Source organism: Priestia sp. YIM B13490, from assembly GCF_042787735.1.
Classification (GTDB): domain Bacteria; phylum Bacillota; class Bacilli; order Bacillales; family Bacillaceae_H; genus Priestia; species Priestia megaterium.
Genome location: NZ_JBHZOT010000002.1, coordinates 117804 through 134049, shown reverse-complemented (window position 1 = coordinate 134049; position 16246 = coordinate 117804). Strand labels below are relative to the sequence as shown.

Sequence of the window (16246 nt, the reverse complement as noted above, 5' to 3'; positions counted from 1 at the left end):
GTGAAGGGACAATGAAGAAAAGAGAGAATACGTTATGCAAAGGAAAATTTGGAGGGATGGCGATGAAACAAAGTATGGTTAAAACAAGCGAAATGATGACTTTATTAGATAGCTTACTAGAGCAAGTAGATTTAGTGGATAAAACGATGTCTACATCTATAAATGAAGCATTTACACATTGTGAAGAAACATATATGGAACAAGTTCATCGCATTGACCAATCACTGCAAGAAATTGAAGTAGCTGTGTATGAAAGCATGCCTTCCGAAACAGAATGGAATAGAAGCCGAAGAGAAATGGTTCTTCATACAGTATAAAGACTGTTTATGTTACAATAGTCATCGTAGAGGTGACGAATAACGATGAATGAAGATGTGAAAAAAAGTACGGAGATCATGTTTCAATATAATGAAGTAGCTGTAGAACGATTAGCGTCTATTCAACAGGAAGAAAATTATGAAGTGAAATTTTTTGAAGAAGTAAAGCCTTATGGAGATATTTTCTTCAAAGAACTTGATGAATGGGCTAGTCTCGTAACGGAATGGCTGAAGAAAGAGCGACCAAAATATATTCATGTTAATCAAGTAGAGACGTTAAAAGAAAATTTACAAAACGTTGTACTACAGTCGTTTTATCCCGAGACGCGAGAAAAGCGATTTAAAAAGATGTATCACTCAAATAAGTATGTGCTCGAGTCGATATTGAATAATTAATCCCGGCCTTCCGTTGAGACTTATAAGGTGGGGATTTTCTATGTATGAGATTGTGACAAAAGTATTTTACACGAAATGAAAAACGAACTATCGATCAAAATTTTTGATTCGTAGTTCGTTTTTTTTTTGATGAGAAGCATAGGTTTCATTTGTTTTGTTCCTTCTAGCAGTTGATTGGAGAGCAAGGCGAAGACTCCTACTCCTGCGGGAAAAGCGGAACAGATGAGACCCCGCAGGAGCGCAAGCGACGAGGAGGCTCATCGGCCGCCCGCGGAAAGCGAAGCCTTGCACGGAGATCAACTGCGGTGTCATAAGCGGTTCAGCTCATGTATCCCATTTGTTCGTCTCAAGATTGGATTCATTTTGTTATGTCCCAGCCTCTTTTTATCATATCAATCAAAAAAGTTAATCAAAATCTTTTTGAGATTGGATAGAAACAGCTGGGTGATCTTGTGAAGCGACTGTATCGATATGATAATCAACTTTTTCAGTATGTTTAGAAGCAACGGCGTTATTTGTTTTAGTTACTGCACTTTGGCCTTGCTTTTTATGATCAAAATGTTTTCCACGACTCATGAGATAGACCTCCTTTATTGAATACTACGTTAAAGCTTTTATAGTATAAACAAGTCAAAAAAGAAGTATGTGTCCACTTTATAGGAAACAAAGAAACCACCGATTTCTCGGTGGTAGTAAAAAAAATTAATCATCTTGTGCACTAAAATCGGGCTTAGTAGCTCCAATTTGTTCGAGTTCACGTACAGCGGCTTTGTAATTCATAGGAGTTAAAAAACCTTTTAAATATTGCTGCTGAGCAAAATCGAGTAATTCATTACTTGACTGCGGCTCATACTGTTTCACCGCAATAAAAGCTTCTTGAAGTTCGTTCACATACATGTAAATTCCCTCCTAATCCCCATTTGTGCCACTACGTATCGTAGTATCACTTGTTCTTATCGTACCATATATTTAAATAATCTCGTTTTTTTGAAAAATTTAAACTTTCGACAGAAACCTACATATTTTTGAATGTGTTTTCCAAAAGTACAAGTAGACGAACGTCACCTCTTATTTCTGCATACATACTATATATTATGTAATATTAAAAAGGAGGTATTGATTTTGCATGTATACAAGTAAGCATTATCCGTATTATGAGCAACATCAACCAGAACGTTTTGATTTAAGTCAGGTACATCCATTTCCGCAGTATCATCAGCAGCCATGGACGGAAGCTTATATGCCGCAACATCCGTACGCTCAGCAACAAATGCCTTTTGGTCCTCAGCAAATTCCCTACATGAACGGAATGTACCAGCAGCCCATGTACAATAATGCAGGTGCGCCTTTTAATCCATACCCTAAAGCTCAGCAACAAAAGCCTCAGCCTTCTCAATTTCAGTCATTAATGTCTCAGTTTAAATCGAGTGATGGCAATTACGATATGAACAAGATGATGAATACTGCGGGGCAGATGATGGGAGCCATGAACCAATTAACATCCCTAGTTAAAGGGTTTTCCGGGATTTTCAAAGTATAAGGACTAGAAGGTGTTTTCTAGTCCCTGCTTATTATTTTTTCTTTTGATTTTTCAAATAGGTTTCTCCAAGAAGTGTAAATACTTCATTGTAAGTTAATCCAGACTGAGCATTTAAACGTTTGACTTCTTCGACATCTGTTGTTGATGAAGTTGAAATTTGATGCTTGCTTTTTTTCATAAAACCTCTCCTTCTCTATGTAAAATGAATAACATCCCATCTTAGTATATTTCCAAATGTGCCCTACTATAAGTGGAAAAAAACGCCGAAGACACTCATGGTTCTTCGGCTTTTTTTTGCAATAAAGATGAGTGTTTAGAGAAATTAAGAGCGGCGTGAACGGCGAGCACGACGTGAACGACGAGAAGAACGACGTGAACGACGAGTAGAACGACGAGAGCGGCGAGTAGAACGGCGTGAACGACGAGTAGAACGACGAGAGCGGCGAGTAGAACGACGAGAGCGGCGAGAAGAACGACGTGAACGACGAGAGCGGCGAGTAGAACGGCGAGTAGAACGGCGAGTAGAACGGCGAGTAGAACGGCGAGTAGAACGACGAGTAGAACGACGAGTAGAACGACGAGTAGAACGACGAGTAGAACGACGAGAGCGGCCAGTGCTACGAGAAGAGCGACGCGGCTTTGTTAGTGGACCGGCAGTTGGCTCTTGAAACATAAAAGATTTCAGTTCTGTACATTCCAGGGCTTCAGCAGCCTCTTTAATTTTTTCAGGTGTAATATGCAATACAAAAACCTCCTTGTCAATTGGACTAGGTCTTGCATTAATAGAATACGCACTGATGCTTGTCCTTGATATGAGTCAAAAGTGGAGTTTGCGCAAATAGTTGATGAGGTGGGGTATCATGGAGAATTTACCCTTCATATACTTTAATAATTGAAGAAAGGTGGTCGAATAATGAAGCAAAAAGAAATCCCTCAATACGCTCTGTTTGTGAATGTAAAAGATTTAAAGGAAATGCAAAGAGATATTTGGTCAGAAGAAGCGGTTCAGGCAACGATGAAGTTTAACAAAAAACGCTACGATATTGATTTGCTGCTAAGAGGCTCCCACATTCGGAAGATGAAAAAAAAGTCATATTATATTGAATTTTATTCTCCAAAAATATTTCAGCGAGCCAAAGAAATACACCTAAACGCTGAATACAAAGATCCATCGCTTATGCGCAACAAATTGTCCCTCGATTTTTTCTCTTCTTTAGACGTTTTATCTCCTCATTCTCAGTTTGTCACTCTTAAGATTAATGGGAAAAATGAAGGAATATATCTTCAACTCGAATCGGTAGATGAACTATTTTTGAAAAAAAGAAATTTAGCGGATGGATCCATATTTTATGCAGTGGACGGAGATGCTAATTTTTCTTTGATGAGCGATTTGGATAAAAGGCCGAAAACAACTTTGTTATCTGGATATGAAGATAAAGCAGTGAAAGAAGGGGATGAGGAAAAATTAGAAAAGTTTATATTTAATCTTAATACGTGGACAAATACGGAATTCGAACAGAATATTGAGAAGTACCTGAACGTCGACCGCTACTTATCTTGGTTAGTCGGTATTATTTGTATGCAGAATTACGACGGTTTTGTCCATAACTATGCCCTCTATCTAAATCATGAAAGCGGGCGCTTTGAACTGATTCCATGGGATTATGATGCAACTTGGGGAAGAGATGTAAATGGAAAAGTAATGGAAGGAGACTATGTCCGCGCACAAGGATTTAATACGCTTACAGCTCGCTTACTGGCCGTGAACAGCATTAAAAAGCGGTATATTCAAAAAATGAACAATGTTCTAAATAATCAATTTACAATAGAATACATGAAACCAATCATTTATCAACTGCATGAGTATATTGCTCCTTATGTATTAAAAGATCCTTACGTAAAAGATAACTTGGAACAATTTCACAAAGAACCGGAATTTATGCTGTCTTTTATAAAAGAACGAACAGCATATATTGAAAATAACCTTTTGACTCTTTAAAAAGAGGTAGATTTATAGGCAATTTATAGGCAACAGTGGATTTTGTTAATAATAGGCAAATGCAGGAAATCAATAGCTGTACATGATACGTATATATACAGTATGAATGACCAATAAGGATAACTAATAAGGAGGAAAAACAATGAGTAACTATTACTATGGCCAAGAACAAGGGCAAAATCAAAATCCACGCCAAAAATCAAGCCAAAAACGCAGCCGAAATATACAAATGCCTGATAAAGGCTATTCTTCTCACTTCAAACCCCTAAAAGGAAGAGTGGTGACCGTTTATCGTGGAGGACCTGAATCTAAAACAGGTTATTTGGTTGACGTGCAATCAGATTATTTAATCTTAGCAGTGGAAAGCAACAATAACAATAATAACAATAATGGTGAAAATAACAACCAAAACAACCAAAACAACCAAAATAATAATCAACAAGAATATACACTTGTATATTATCACTTAGCGCATGTAAAAAGTATCACTGAAGATACTATGTCAAATTCGGCACAAACGTTTACTGGAATTAGCGCAGAATTAGAATTATATCGAGGAAAAACTTTTGCTACAACTTTATCATTGATGAAAACTAAATATGTGCAGGTTAACCAAGGTGGACCTGAGAAAAAAGCAGGTCAGCTTCTTGATGTCTTAGGTTCATTTGAATCTGCTTATATAGTATTACTCACAGAGGACGACGGTGTCGTCTATATTAATACTGAACACGTTAAGAGTGTGAGTGAATATCAAAACAACAACGGAGATCAAACTAGTCAATCTGCAAATGAACTCTTAGTGAGCCAAGAACCAGAATATATGAAATCCAAAAGCTTTAACGATCTTTTTGCCCACCTTTCTCATAAATGGGTATCAATCAATAATGGAGGACCTGAAGCTGTAGAGGGCGTGTTAGTACAAAGCCGAAATGGTACATTTACACTTGTGCAGAATAATCAAGTATTACGCTTACAGCCAAGACACGTTAAAACCATTTGTGTGGGAGCAAAAGGGGCTTTTAAGCAAAACGATAACAATCAAAATAATGAAGAAACAGAAGAAAATGGAGAGGCTGAAGCTGCGAAGTCTACAGAAGAACGTACAGGAAGCCGTACGGGAGAACGTACAGGACGCCGCACGGGTGGACGCACAGACGATCGCTCGGGAGGACGCCGCACGGGTGGACGCACAGACGATCGCTCGGGAGGACGCCGTACGGGTGGACGCACAGACGATCGCTCTCGAGGACGCCGTACGGGTTCACGCTCTTCAGCACCGGCCGAGAAAGTTATTAAAACGAAAAATTATCGTTGGAAAGCATGATGAAATGGAACATAAAAGGTGCTTATAAAGCACCTTTTCTAACATATAGGAAAAAGGAGGAGAATGAGTATGAGTATGAATCATTATATCAATAAAATTGTGGAGTTGGATATTTCAGGTAAAACGAGATTTGTTGGCAGACTTATTGATCTTGGATTAGATATTATGGTTTTGTATAATGGACATGATTATTTGTATATTCCTCTTTTACACATGCATCGTTTGCGGGAAGTATCCGAAGAAGACTATACGGTTTTACGTGAAATAGAAGAGAATTTGATAGAAGAAAGTCAGCGGATTTCTTATCGTAATATTTTACAGCAGGCAAAAGGGAAATTTATTGAAATTTATGTAACGGGAGGGAAATCATTGCATGGCTATATCACAAGCGTGCTGAATGATTATCTTGTGTTTTATTCTCCAGTGTATAAAAATGTCTTTGTTTCTCTGCATCATTTGAAATGGCTTACCCCTTACAGTAATGAGTTAACCCCTTATTCTTTAAGTGACAAAGAGCTCCCCGTAAGGCCCGCCTCTGCACCTTTTGTCAGAAACTTTGAAGAGCAGCTTAAAAAATATGAAAATCAGCTGGTCGTATTAGATTTAGGGGATCAATCAGAAAAGATTGGCGTACTTAAAGAAGTTTCTAATAATATTGTTGAACTAATTACGGCAAATGGAGAAAGTATGTATTGGAAGTTAGCTCACGTAAAATCTGTACACTTGCCTTAAAAAAAGAGACCTCGCTTTCGTCTCTTTTTTTATGTGTTTATCAGGACAAGTATATTGAATAAACAAATGAGACGATTTAAATTTTTTAGAAAATTATGTTGACAATATAGAAAATCTTTATTAAAGTTATTAACAACAAACGTTAACCACCAACAATTATATAGAACTCTTATCCAGAGTGGCGGAGGGACTGGCCCTGCGATGCCCGGCAACCATCAAATGAAACATTCATTTGAACGGTGCTAATTCCTGTGGAACATCAGTATTGTTCTAACAGATGAGAGAAATCGTGTATAAACGAACACTCTTCCATCTGTGAAGAGTGTTTTTTATTTTGAGTTAAGGAGAGAAATAGATGAAAATTGAAACTTTATTAGTTCGTTCAGGAGTAGGTCGTGACCCTTCAACAGGTTCTATTACAACCCCCATTTACCAAGCATCAACATTTGCTCATCCTGCTTTAGGGCAAAGTACAGGATTTGACTATGCACGTACGGCAAATCCTACTCGTACAGCATTGGAAGAAGCAATTGCTGCTTTGGAAAAAGGAGAAGTAGGAGTAGCATTCGCTTCAGGAATGGCGGGTGTAATGGCAGTTTTAGCACTATTTAAAAACGGAGATCATTTAATTGTATCAGAGGATTTATACGGAGGAACGTACCGAGTACTAAATGAAATTTTTTCAGAGCAAGGAATTACTGTTTCGTACGTCAACACAGCCCATCTCGAACAAGTAAAAGATGCGCTTCGTCCCAATACGAAAGCTTTATTTATTGAAACACCTACGAATCCAATGATGCACGTGACTGATTTGCCAGAAGCAATTGCGTTAGCTAAACAGCATGATTTGCTTACCATCGTTGACAATACCTTCATGTCCCCTTATTATCAGCGTCCTTTAGAGCTTGGAGCAGATATTGTGATACATAGTGCAAGCAAATACATTGGGGGTCATAATGATGTAGTTGCTGGTCTTGTAGTCGCTCGATGTAGTAGCTTAGGAGAGAAAATTCGTTTTTATCAAAATGCAGCTGGGGCAATCTTAGGTCCACAGGATAGCTGGCTGTTATTACGCGGTGTTAAAACGCTAGCGCTTCGTATGGAAAAGCATAATGAAAATGCACTGAAAATTGCAAATTGGCTTACTGCTCATGATCTCGTGGAAAAAGTGTATTACGCTGGTCTTGAAACACATCCAGGCTATGAAATCATGAAGAAACAAGCAACTGGATTTGGAGGCATGATTTCTTTTGCTGTCTCACACCCTGACATCGTGTCAGTACTTTTAGAAAATGTCAAAGTTATTACATTTGCAGAAAGCTTAGGAGGCGTGGAAAGTTTAATGACATTCCCAGCTCGTCAAACACATGCTGATATTCCGGAAGAAATTCGAAATCGTGTCGGAGTAACAAACTGTTTACTGCGGTTATCAGTTGGAATTGAGCACGCAGATGATTTAATTAAAGATTTGAAGGAGGCATTTGATGCATACCAACAATAATAAACATAGATTTGGTACGAACTTAATTCATGCAAATACAGGAATTGACGGTCATTTTGGAGCGGTTAACGTACCTATTTATCAGGTATCTACATTTAACCAAGAAGATGAGACGAACAACGGCCGCTATGACTATTCTCGTTCAGGAAATCCAACTCGTGAGGCTTTAGAAAACACCATTGCTCAGCTAGAAAATGGATACGCTGGTTTTGCTTTTTCATCAGGTATGGCTGCTATCTCATCGGTGTTATCTATTTTTGAATCAGGGGATGAAATTTTAGTTTCACATGATACGTACGGCGGGACATATCGTGTATTAACACGATTATTTTCAAAGTTTGGTATCAAAACAACTTTTGTTGATACAACGAAGGTTGAGAAAGTAGAAGAAGCTATCACAAAAGATACGAAGGCTATTTATATCGAAAGCCCTTCAAATCCATTTTTACAGGTAACGGATATTAAAGCAGTAGCAAGTTTGGCGAAGGAGCGCAACCTCCTTACAATTGTGGATAACACGTTTTTAACACCTTATCTACAGCAGCCGATTGACCTTGGTGTAAATATTGTGATTCATAGTGCTACAAAATATCTCAGCGGTCACAGTGACGTCATTGGCGGTCTAGTTGTGGTAAGCGATGAAAAGCTAGCAGAAGAAGTAAAGTTTGTACAAAATGCTTTTGGTGCTATCTTAGGACCGCAGGATTGTTTTTTACTGCTTCGAGGAATTAAGACATTAAAAGTTCGTTTAGATCAGCAGTTAAAAACAGCGCTGCAGTTTGCAAAGTGGCTTGAAGAACAATCTCTAGTGAGCCGTGTATACTACCCGGGCTTAAAAAGTCACCCGGACCACAAACTGATTTCAGAACAAGCAAATGGATACGGAGCTATGATTTCTTTCCAAGTACAGGATGAAAAAGTAGCGCGACATATTTTACAAGGAGTCAAATTGGCTTCAATTGGCGTTAGTCTAGGTGCAGTTGAATCCATTCTAACGCATCCTGCAACAATGTCTCATGCGAGTATCCCAAAAGAAGTGCGTGAAGAAAAAGGAATTACTGATTCACTTCTTCGCCTTTCAGTAGGGTTAGAGGAATTTGAGGATTTGAAGCAAGACTTTAACGCTGTTTTTCAAAGCTTAGAAGAAAAGGCGTTAATTAAATAAAGAAAAGAGACTGGGACAAAAGTATTGTAGTTAAAGTTAAACAAGAACTATTAATCAAAATTACTGATTAATAGTTCTTGTTTTTTGTTGTCACGGTGAACGTAGGTTTCATCTATTTCGTTGCTTCTAGCGGTTCAGCTCCTTTATCCCATTTGTTCGTCTTTACACTGGATTGATATCCGTTATATACAGCTATCTAAAAGGTTTGTGTATAGGGACGTAAGCGCAACTTTTTCATCAGAGGAAAGACTGCTGTTTAGAATTCTTTTTATGCCAAGGTGATATTTTACATACGGTGTTTGCCGGACGCGTGGATGAGTCATTTCATCTTTTAAATCCTTCATAATGGCTTCGTGAAGCTGATCTTCACTTGTCATGGCTTGTTTAGAAGCGAACGAACGGTTCAACCATAGGGTTTGATAAGCTGCTAGTAAATGTTCAGAAGTCATTGTGCAAAGAGCTCCTTTAGATTAGTTTCTTCATTATAATAATCTATAGTTTACCATAAGTATTAATACGTGTACGTAACTTTTACAGAAGCAGATACAGTCAAGGACTGAGCTTGAATAGGGGGAGAGGCTGCTAATAACTTAGGCGAGGAGCCAGATGACTGATAGACGGGGCCTTCTTCGATTAAAATGGGGATTTGGTTAATAGGGAGCTGCAGCGTGTTGGCAATGGTAAAGGCCTTTTCTTTAGCGTTAAGCAAAGCTTTACTTATCGCTTCTTGTTCATATTTATCATCATTTGTAACGTGGAATTGAAGATCTTGCGCTACGTTGGCGCCGCTTGAAAAAGTAGCGTTATAGACATCGCCAGCTTGTTTTACATCTTGTACTCTTACTCTAAATAAGTGCTGTACTTCGTATCCAGTAAGAGTCGATTTTCCATCACTGTAATCATATTTAGGATTTATGGTGAACGAAGCTGTTTCAATTTGCTGGTCATTGATTCCAAGTTTTTTTATTTCTTGCAGCAAAGTATTTGAAACAGCTGAATTTTCTTTTAAGGCTTCTTGAACGTCTCGGTTTTCCGTGCGGGTTCCAATCGTCATGGAAATTTCATTTGGAACTGCTGAAACACTTCCTTCACCAATTACTTTAATTTCTCTATTTTGTGTATCTACGCGCAGTTGCTGTGTAGGTTCGTAAGGGAAATAAGAATGTTGCATGTAAAAACCCTCCTTAATCTGTCTTTAGTACATATATATGACAACATGGCTTGCATTAAAAGCAAAAAGTACACAAGTTACGACTTGTGTACTTTTTTTACTATTTTGTATGCTGTTCTAATACGCTTTCCATGTTTCTAAATTGATCTTCTACAGCTTTTGAAGGCTTTTTTGTTAACAGACTTACTACAATAACAGCCAGCAAGCTTAAGAAAAATCCAGGAATCATTTCGTAAAGGGCATCCTTCAATGGAGTATTTACCCAAATTAATACTGTAGCAGCACCTACAATCATCCCTGCAAGTGCTCCCCATCGAGTCATACGTTTCCAGTAAAGACTTAGTAAAATAGCAGGACCAAAAGCTGAACCAAATCCAGCCCAAGCATATCCAACCAGTCCTAAAATCGTATCACTAGGTTTTAAAGAAAGCAAAATGCCAATAATTGCAACACCTAAAACTGCAGCTCTTCCAACCGTTACAAGCTCTTTGTCAGAGGCCTTGCGTCGGAAAAATGTTTTATAAAAGTCTTCTGTAACAGAGCTTGCCGTTACAAGCAGCTGAGAAGAAATGGTACTCATAATTGCCGCTAGTAAAGCTGCATATAAGAATCCAGTAATTAACGGATTGAAGAGTATATCCGCAAATTTAATAAAAATAGTTTCAGGATCTGCTAATTTCATACCTGTTTTTTCTACATATGCAATCCCAACCAGTCCTGTCAGCATAGCACCAATAATAGAAATAATCATCCAGCTCATTCCAATACGACGTGCGGGTTTTAACTCCTTAACAGAAGAGATAGCCATAAAGCGAACGATAATATGAGGCTGTCCGAAATAGCCAAGTCCCCAGGCTAAGAAAGATATAATACCTAAAACGGTCGTACCTTTAAAAATGTCAAGGTATGCTGGATTAATGTCCTGTACAATATCTATTGTTGTGTTAACGCCTCCAACATTGGTGAAAGCTACAATAGGTACTAAAACTAAGGCAAGAAACATAATAACACCTTGAACAAAATCTGTTAAACTAACGGCTAAAAATCCACCGAAAAGGGTGTAGGCAATAACAACAGATGCTGTTACAAATAAGCCAATTTGATAATTCACACCAAATGCCGATTCGAATAATCGTCCGCCTGATACCATACCAGCTGAAGTGTAAAGAGTGAAGAAAATAAAGATAACAATCGCTGATACTGTTCGAAGAACCTTGGCGTGGTCGCCAAAGCGATTTTCAAAAAAGTCTGGAATTGTAATAGAGTCATTCGCTACTTCCGTATAAGTGCGAAGACGCGGAGCGAGGATCAAATAATTTAAATAAGCACCAATAGATAAACCTACTGCAAGCCATAAACTTGAAAGACCTGTCACATACATGGATCCAGGAAGACCCATAAGCATCCATCCACTCATATCTGAAGCACCTGCTGAAAGGGCGGTAACGGCTGGACCTAGTCCGCGTCCTCCTAGCATGTAACCCGATACGTCTTGAGTTGTTTTTCTATAGGCGTACCATCCTATTCCAAGCATTCCTACAAAATAAATGCCCAGTGAAATATAAATGCCAATATCCACCAAATCTCCCCTTTATGCATTTTTTATGCATGAAACGAGCACTACTCGCCATGCAAACATCTTATGGTTTCTAAAGCTAACAAACTTTTCCCTTACTATCAACCCACAAAACCGTAAAATACATGAGGCGAAAATCCCCTATCCCTCTATAATAAAGAAATGAAATCGATTTCAAAATAAAATAAAATAAAAATATTCAGAAACTTATAAGCGCATTTTTTATGCAATATTTTATGCAATAGGTAAAATGAAAAGAGCATTTTATAAAATGCTCTTTTAACATTCATGTATATTAGCGTGAGTTCGGGAATACGCGGCGAACAACTTCTGAAAACTCATCAAACAGTCCAGAGACTGGTTTGCCGGTTTGAAGCTTGTCTACATATCCGTTCATACGGTTTACAAAGTCAGGGTTTGTTGATACAAACACTCGATGAACACTGCCGTCAGCTTTTCTCACTTCATGTGCGATCTTATGCTCCATATCTTTTGTGAGATTACCTTCTTTGTTATCGTCTAATACAGCTGCTACGTAAGCTGTATGATCGGTTACGATTACGTTAGCATCTTTAACGTTTTTTAATGCTACGATACGATCAGCCGCCACATCGGCTACTCTCATTCCGCCCGACTGGTTATATTGTTCTTTTTCGTTACGCTGTACATCTTGCGTATCGTTCACGTCATTCATTTTCGTTTTATTGTTTCCATTTTCATATGTGACGTTGCGGACTGTATCATCATCAATGACGCCATCTTTACCTTGATCTGCTGTGCTGCAGCCGAATAAAGAAAGGGTCGTCATGCAGCCTACAACAAACAAAAACGATTTCTTCATAGTATCACTCCTTATAAGTTTTAACCTTTCTTATAATTTGTTAAAAACGTGTGAAGCATACATGAAAAATATAAAAAAGCCTATACTATCGAAAAAGGAGGAATATGTATGAGTGGAATTCAACAAAGCATATTTGTGCTTCATACAAAAGAAGAAAACCATGAAGAAACAACAACGTTTGCACTAACTTCAGAAGAAGCTAAGTTATTATTTGAGACCCTGCAAAATAAACGAAAAGAAATTATCGACGCCCATATTGATAACATGTTGACGTAAGGAAGATCAATATTTTGCAAAACGGCTGAGCCATATGCTAAGAATGGCCAAATATTTGCATTTTACATATAGGTATAGTATAATGTAAACGCAACCAAATTTAATAAATGTAATGAATACTACGTTTGACCATACACTCGAATTAGATTTAGTGAAAATTCACTTGTTATAAAGGAGATCTACTTCGCGTAGGTCTCTTTTATAATATGTGAATTTTTTATTTACGGTATAAATGTAAATATAGAGTAACATATTAAATTTTTTACATTTTTTGGAGGTTTTTTACATGGCTACTACAGGTACAGTAAAATGGTTTAACAGTGAAAAGGGCTTCGGTTTTATCGAAGTACCAGGCGAAAATGACGTATTCGTTCATTTTTCAGCTATCCAATCTGAAGGCTTCAAAACATTAGAAGAAGGCCAAAAAGTTGAATTTGAAATCGTTGAAGGTCAACGTGGACCTCAAGCGGAGAATGTTGTAAAATTATAATTCAACGCTACATATGAAAGCTGCCGACAGGCAGCTTTTTTTATACAAATTTGTTTTATTTGTATGATTAAGAAAATAGATTAAAGTAGGGAAGAAGGGAAGGCATGAGTTCATTTCATTGCTGTGCCACATGTCAACATTTTCAAAGTATTAAATTGGATAAGGGAATGAAATATCGATGCAAAAGACTGGGCTATGAAACCCGTCCTTCTTATCAGTTTACATGCTGGGAGCCAAAAGAAGTAGTTAAAAAGCTAATGGAAAAACGAAATCAAAAATGAGGATTGGACATAACGCAATCAATTCAATCTACAGACGAACAAATGAGATAAATGAGCTAGTAGGGATCGTTTTTTACACAACAGCTAGAAGCAGTTACATACATAAAACCTATGTTCACTCTACCAATGAAAAAATCCGAACGAGTTTGATTCTCCACCAAGAATCTCGATTCATCGTTCGGATTTTCCTTCAACTAAAATACGTTTGTCCCAGTCTCTTTTAATTATTCCTCGTTATTTGTACCTTCCTCTGAAGGTAAGTGCTTCCCGCAAAACTCTTTTACAGCTTCTTCTTCCTCTTCTTCAAGGTCGAAGTCTAATACTTTATTTGTTGAAACTTCGTAAAAATGAGTTTGGGCAATAGAAGTGTTATCTTTGCCTTTAATATATACTAAGCGTAGTGCTAGGTCGTTGCCCGTATATAATTCATCATCTTCTTCTACCTCAATGTATAAATGAAATTCATAGCGTTCACCTAGAAGGAGACCAAATGGATCCTGCAATTGTTCAGCTGTATATTCTTTAATTGTAAACATATGTACGTCCTTTCCATATATCAGTAAAATGCTTGCATCATCTATTATAGTTTTTCTTTGCAAAGAAAGAAAGTGCATGCTTAATCCATGCACGGGTTTATTCCTTGATCATTCTATTTAGCGAATCGATGGCGCAAGAACTTCGATGATTTACTTAAAGGCGGAAGAAACGCGCGTATGTTTTTGCTTATACATGGCAGCATCTGCTTTTTGAATTAATGTATCTAGGTTGGTGTTGTCTGAAGGCGCACATATAATAAATCCGTAACTCGCAGACAGTGCATATGGCTTATTAAATTCTTTCTTTTTATCTTCTAGCTGTTCATTAATATTTTGCCATAGCTCTTGTACGTATTCTTCCGTTTGTTCAGGAGCAATTAATAAAAACTCATCGCCTCCGTAGCGAAAGAGCGTATCATCTTTGCTAATATAACCACTAATTGATTCTGCTATTGTTTTAATAAGCCAGTCGCCTTCTCTATGACCGTATTGATCATTTACTAGTTTTAAAGAATTAATATCGATAAAACATAATAGAAAAGATGTATGATTGGTTTTAGCTCTCAGCAGTTCCAGCTGCAGTTTTTCCATTCCGCTTCTTCGATTTAAAATTCCGGTTAGCATATCAGTTGAAGCGTGTAAGCTCAATTCATGCTCAACCGCTTTTAAATCGGTTATATCGGTAATACCTGCGAGTATGCAGCTTTCGCTTTGATACTCTAGTAATTCATAATTGATCATAACCCACTTAGAATCTCCATGTTCACGTGCTTCTAGGATGTGGTTTTTTACATATTTCTTTTGTTGAAGACGTTTTAAAATCTCCTCTCGATCTTCATCAGTAGGATAGATTATAAATCCGTCTATTTGATCAAGATCTTGAGCAGCAAGATTGTAAAAATGAATAGCTTTATTGTTAATGAGCAGCACTTTGTGGTCGGATAATCTCGTTAATAGTAAAGGATAGGGATTAATTTTGAACAGCGTAAAAAAATTACGTTCGCTTTCTTTTAGCTGTAAATGATTCATATATTCTTTGTGACGGTATGTATAAAGAATGTACGAAATAAGTAAAGCGATAGCAACTGCTGCAGTTGTATTGATCTGCTTTGAAATAAGAGAAAAAGAATCTGGTACATATCGTGATAAGCCGTATAGTAAAAAAAGATGGTTAGGAATAAAAATGATGCACAGATGTTTTAATTTCATAGGACATAAAACAGCTGTGGAAATCAAGAGCATCATATACACGTCTACGCGACCTGTGAAAAGCTGACTGTTAATAGTAGAAAGTGCTGCAGCAAATACGTAATAAAATATATAGCCATATACAATGGTGCTTAAGTAGTTAGCAAACCGTTCTTTTCTCTTACTAACATAATAGAAAAATAAATAAAGAGAGGAGAGAGCAAAACTAGTGAAATGAATACCAATTAGTGTATGTCTAAACTGAGGTGTCCCCGCATGTTGAAGTAAAGAAAACCCTATATAAATATAAATAGGATAGGAAACTACAAGAGCAAGTGAAACTAGCTTGACTCTCTGTTGAAGCATCTCTACATTCGTTTTATCGAACATTTTATCTTCATTAACTTCTCTTCCTGAAGGAAAATGACATTTCTTCAGAAAGGAGAAAGGTAAAAGCGAAAGAAGAAATGACATGACCATCATCTCCATATCTTTTTTTAGGTATTTTAGCATGTTTGTATAAGAAAAGACATGAATTTTTTAGATGAGAATGTCTGCTTTTTGATCAAGAAAAAGCATAAAGATTTACATGATTAAAGGTGAGGCCAAAGAGCCTCACCTTTTTTATTGAAGTTTATTGGTTTCAGCATGTCGTACAAACATGGTCTCATCTTCTACTAAGCCGCAAGCTCCGCACTGAATACGTTTTTGCGGTCCGTTATAAGCAGCGTGAAAGGCATCGAGCGTATCGTTTGTGTATTCTTCTACGACGTCTCCGCTTCTTGGGTCCATTTTTACAGGTTTTGCATTTTGTTCAATAATATTAAAGCGCGTTCGATTTGTTTTGCAGCTAGGGCAAAGATAAGGGCTTCCCATTTTTAACATCTCCTTGAAAAATTTACTGTATTAATAC

At 37.4% G+C, this 16246-nt stretch carries 23 protein-coding genes and 1 riboswitch; of the genes, 12 read left to right on the top strand and 11 right to left on the bottom strand.

Annotation, left to right across the window (positions count from 1 at the left end; all coding sequences use genetic code 11):
* Positions 1 to 62 precede the first annotated feature (62 nt).
* From ACFX4R_RS06120 to ACFX4R_RS06110, 3 genes are all read left to right on the top strand, one after another.
* The gene (locus ACFX4R_RS06120) at positions 63 to 317 is read left to right on the top strand and encodes a hypothetical protein (RefSeq protein WP_013056112.1); all 255 of its coding nucleotides are present in this window, start codon (positions 63 to 65) and stop codon (positions 315 to 317) included.
* A gap of 45 nt (positions 318 to 362) precedes the next feature.
* A complete protein-coding gene (locus ACFX4R_RS06115; protein WP_013056113.1) occupies positions 363 to 713 on the top strand; it encodes a YppE family protein in 351 nt (116 codons plus the stop codon).
* 170 nt (positions 714 to 883) lie between these two features.
* The gene (locus ACFX4R_RS06110; protein ID WP_230184583.1) at positions 884 to 1027 is read left to right on the top strand and encodes a hypothetical protein; all 144 of its coding nucleotides are present in this window, start codon (positions 884 to 886) and stop codon (positions 1025 to 1027) included.
* A gap of 91 nt (positions 1028 to 1118) precedes the next feature.
* Here the strand turns inward: ACFX4R_RS06110 and ACFX4R_RS06105 are convergent, their stop codons facing one another.
* Positions 1119 to 1289, bottom strand: a complete 171-nt coding sequence (locus tag ACFX4R_RS06105; protein WP_013056114.1) for a hypothetical protein — start codon at positions 1287 to 1289, stop codon at positions 1119 to 1121.
* A gap of 126 nt (positions 1290 to 1415) precedes the next feature.
* On the bottom strand, positions 1416 to 1610 hold the full coding sequence (locus ACFX4R_RS06100; RefSeq protein ID WP_013056115.1) for a YppF family protein: 195 nt from the start codon (positions 1608 to 1610) through the stop codon (positions 1416 to 1418).
* Between the two features lie 229 nt (positions 1611 to 1839).
* Here ACFX4R_RS06100 and ACFX4R_RS06095 point away from each other — a divergent pair, with 229 nt between their 5' ends.
* Entirely contained in the window at positions 1840 to 2253 is a 414-nt protein-coding gene (locus tag ACFX4R_RS06095) for a YppG family protein (RefSeq protein ID WP_013056116.1), read from the top strand.
* 31 nt (positions 2254 to 2284) lie between these two features.
* Here ACFX4R_RS06095 and ACFX4R_RS06090 read toward each other — a convergent pair whose 3' ends face one another.
* Both ACFX4R_RS06090 and ACFX4R_RS06085 read right to left on the bottom strand, forming a co-directional pair.
* Positions 2285 to 2431: a hypothetical protein gene (locus ACFX4R_RS06090; RefSeq protein ID WP_016763466.1), complete on the bottom strand. Its 147-nt coding sequence runs from the start codon at positions 2429 to 2431 to the stop codon at positions 2285 to 2287.
* 144 nt (positions 2432 to 2575) lie between these two features.
* Positions 2576 to 2995, bottom strand: a complete 420-nt coding sequence (locus ACFX4R_RS06085) for a CotG/ExsB N-terminal domain-containing protein (protein WP_377569136.1) — start codon at positions 2993 to 2995, stop codon at positions 2576 to 2578.
* 171 nt (positions 2996 to 3166) lie between these two features.
* Here ACFX4R_RS06085 and ACFX4R_RS06080 point away from each other — a divergent pair, with 171 nt between their 5' ends.
* From ACFX4R_RS06080 to ACFX4R_RS06060, 5 genes are all read left to right on the top strand, one after another.
* Positions 3167 to 4252, top strand: coding sequence for a CotH kinase family protein (locus ACFX4R_RS06080; RefSeq protein ID WP_043979479.1), 1086 nt, complete (start codon positions 3167 to 3169; stop codon positions 4250 to 4252).
* A gap of 229 nt (positions 4253 to 4481) precedes the next feature.
* Positions 4482 to 5576: a spore coat protein gene (locus tag ACFX4R_RS06075; RefSeq protein WP_425203524.1), complete on the top strand. Its 1095-nt coding sequence runs from the start codon at positions 4482 to 4484 to the stop codon at positions 5574 to 5576.
* 69 nt (positions 5577 to 5645) lie between these two features.
* On the top strand, positions 5646 to 6308 hold the full coding sequence (locus tag ACFX4R_RS06070) for a hypothetical protein (protein WP_043979476.1): 663 nt from the start codon (positions 5646 to 5648) through the stop codon (positions 6306 to 6308).
* A gap of 166 nt (positions 6309 to 6474) precedes the next feature.
* Positions 6475 to 6592, top strand: a riboswitch (SAM riboswitch).
* Between the two features lie 71 nt (positions 6593 to 6663).
* Complete coding sequence (locus ACFX4R_RS06065; RefSeq protein ID WP_377569132.1) at positions 6664 to 7809, top strand: trans-sulfuration enzyme family protein; 1146 nt, start codon at positions 6664 to 6666, stop codon at positions 7807 to 7809.
* Positions 7793 to 8974, top strand: coding sequence for a trans-sulfuration enzyme family protein (locus ACFX4R_RS06060; protein WP_043979474.1), 1182 nt, complete (start codon positions 7793 to 7795; stop codon positions 8972 to 8974). The genes ACFX4R_RS06065 and ACFX4R_RS06060 overlap by 17 nt, the downstream gene beginning before the upstream one ends.
* Before the next feature lie 182 nt (positions 8975 to 9156).
* On the opposite strand, the gene ACFX4R_RS06055 is transcribed toward ACFX4R_RS06060, so the two are convergent.
* From ACFX4R_RS06055 to ACFX4R_RS06040, 4 genes are all read right to left on the bottom strand, one after another.
* On the bottom strand, positions 9157 to 9423 hold the full coding sequence (locus tag ACFX4R_RS06055) for a hypothetical protein (protein ID WP_013082344.1): 267 nt from the start codon (positions 9421 to 9423) through the stop codon (positions 9157 to 9159).
* Positions 9424 to 9485: 62 nt separating this feature from the next.
* A complete protein-coding gene (locus ACFX4R_RS06050) occupies positions 9486 to 10145 on the bottom strand; it encodes an SIMPL domain-containing protein (protein ID WP_016763472.1) in 660 nt (219 codons plus the stop codon).
* Positions 10146 to 10245: 100 nt separating this feature from the next.
* Positions 10246 to 11679: a sodium/proline symporter PutP gene (gene putP / locus ACFX4R_RS06045; RefSeq protein ID WP_377569455.1), complete on the bottom strand. Its 1434-nt coding sequence runs from the start codon at positions 11677 to 11679 to the stop codon at positions 10246 to 10248.
* A gap of 337 nt (positions 11680 to 12016) precedes the next feature.
* Positions 12017 to 12562, bottom strand: a complete 546-nt coding sequence (locus ACFX4R_RS06040; RefSeq protein WP_016763474.1) for a YhcN/YlaJ family sporulation lipoprotein — start codon at positions 12560 to 12562, stop codon at positions 12017 to 12019.
* A gap of 108 nt (positions 12563 to 12670) precedes the next feature.
* On the opposite strand from ACFX4R_RS06040, the gene ACFX4R_RS06035 reads away from it, so the two are divergent.
* The 3 genes from ACFX4R_RS06035 (at position 12671) to ACFX4R_RS06025 (ending at position 13609) form a co-directional block, all read left to right on the top strand.
* Positions 12671 to 12838, top strand: coding sequence for a hypothetical protein (locus ACFX4R_RS06035; protein WP_013056129.1), 168 nt, complete (start codon positions 12671 to 12673; stop codon positions 12836 to 12838).
* Positions 12839 to 13124: 286 nt separating this feature from the next.
* Positions 13125 to 13328 carry a cold-shock protein gene (locus ACFX4R_RS06030; protein WP_013056130.1) on the top strand — a complete coding sequence of 68 codons (204 nt, stop codon included), beginning with the start codon at positions 13125 to 13127 and terminating at the stop codon, positions 13326 to 13328.
* A 104-nt stretch (positions 13329 to 13432) separates the two neighbouring features.
* On the top strand, positions 13433 to 13609 hold the full coding sequence (locus tag ACFX4R_RS06025; RefSeq protein ID WP_165575379.1) for a hypothetical protein: 177 nt from the start codon (positions 13433 to 13435) through the stop codon (positions 13607 to 13609).
* Between the two features lie 224 nt (positions 13610 to 13833).
* Here the strand turns inward: ACFX4R_RS06025 and ACFX4R_RS06020 are convergent, their stop codons facing one another.
* The 3 genes from ACFX4R_RS06020 to ACFX4R_RS06010 all read right to left on the bottom strand — a co-directional run bounded on the left by ACFX4R_RS06020 (position 13834) and on the right by ACFX4R_RS06010 (position 16209).
* Positions 13834 to 14145: a DUF6509 family protein gene (locus tag ACFX4R_RS06020; RefSeq protein ID WP_043980580.1), complete on the bottom strand. Its 312-nt coding sequence runs from the start codon at positions 14143 to 14145 to the stop codon at positions 13834 to 13836.
* Between the two features lie 150 nt (positions 14146 to 14295).
* The gene (locus ACFX4R_RS06015) at positions 14296 to 15807 is read right to left on the bottom strand and encodes a sensor domain-containing diguanylate cyclase (RefSeq protein WP_377569129.1); all 1512 of its coding nucleotides are present in this window, start codon (positions 15805 to 15807) and stop codon (positions 14296 to 14298) included.
* A 150-nt stretch (positions 15808 to 15957) separates the two neighbouring features.
* The gene (locus ACFX4R_RS06010) at positions 15958 to 16209 is read right to left on the bottom strand and encodes a hypothetical protein (protein WP_043979463.1); all 252 of its coding nucleotides are present in this window, start codon (positions 16207 to 16209) and stop codon (positions 15958 to 15960) included.
* Between the last annotated feature and the right edge of the window lie 37 nt (positions 16210 to 16246).